Origin of the sequence: Rhizobium sp. 'Codium 1' (genome assembly GCF_020889605.1) — a bacterium.
GTDB classification, from domain to species: domain Bacteria; phylum Pseudomonadota; class Alphaproteobacteria; order Rhizobiales; family Rhizobiaceae; genus Allorhizobium; species Allorhizobium algae.
Genome location: NZ_JAJGPW010000019.1, coordinates 1 through 456 on the forward strand (window position 1 = coordinate 1; position 456 = coordinate 456).

1 pseudogene is annotated in these 456 nt (G+C 55.5%); it reads left to right on the forward strand.

The features are described 5' to 3' along the window. Positions 1–373: 373 nt before the first annotated feature. A pseudogene (locus LJE98_RS20100) lies at positions 374–456 on the forward strand (ATP-grasp domain-containing protein); the annotation flags it as partial.

The following is a 456-nucleotide window of genomic DNA, read 5'->3' on the forward strand; positions in this document are numbered from 1 at the left end:
AAAAAACTAATCCTGTTACCAGTGGCTGCTGCCAGTGGCGATAAGTCGTGTCTTACCGGGTTGGACTCAAGACGATAGTTACCGGATAAGGCGCAGCGGTCGGGCTGAACGGGGGGTTCGTGCACACAGCCCAGCTTGGAGCGAACGACCTACACCGAACTGAGATACCTACAGCGTGAGCTATGAGAAAGCGCCACGCTTCCCGAAGGGAGAAAGGCGGACAGGTATCCGGTAAGCGGCAGGGTCGGAACAGGAGAGCGCACGAGGGAGCTTCCAGGGGGAAACGCCTGGTATCTTTATAGTCCTGTCGGGTTTCGCCACCTCTGACTTGAGCGTCAGCAACGCGGCCTTTTTATTTTTTAGATGTGTATAAGAGACAGCCTTCGTCGTTTCGACGGAAGGCGGCATGGACATCGAAGCCGTTGCCCATGACACGCCTGAGAAGATCCACACGAT